We start from the raw sequence: 296 nt of genomic DNA, 5'->3' as shown, positions 1-296 counted from the left end.
ATAGTGGTGATACAGAAATCAACGATATATGGCAAAAAATACACTAAAGAAGGGAAAACAATGGAAAAGTCGACACAGCCAGAAGCTGTTTCGTCAGTGATGAAGGTGTTCCACATCCTTCAAGCACTGGGTGAGCAGAAAGCGATTGGCGTATCAGAATTGTCGCAACGTCTTATGATGTCTAAGGCAACCACTTACCGCTTTTTACAAACCATGAAGTCACTTGGGTATGTGTCTCAAGAAGGCGAAGCGGATAAGTATTCACTCACGTTAAAAGTGTTTGAGCTGGGTGCTCG

At 43.2% G+C, this 296-nt stretch carries 1 protein-coding gene; it reads left to right on the top strand.

All coding sequences use genetic code 11. The features are described from left to right. Positions 1-60: 60 nt before the first annotated feature. On the top strand, positions 61-296 hold a 236-nt coding region (locus CIK04_RS26260), incomplete at its 3' end, for a helix-turn-helix domain-containing protein (RefSeq protein ID WP_128824712.1).

The organism is Vibrio sp. 03_296 (genome assembly GCF_002265885.1).
Note: the sequence above shows the minus strand (reverse complement) of the source record. Positions and strands in the feature narration are given on the sequence as shown.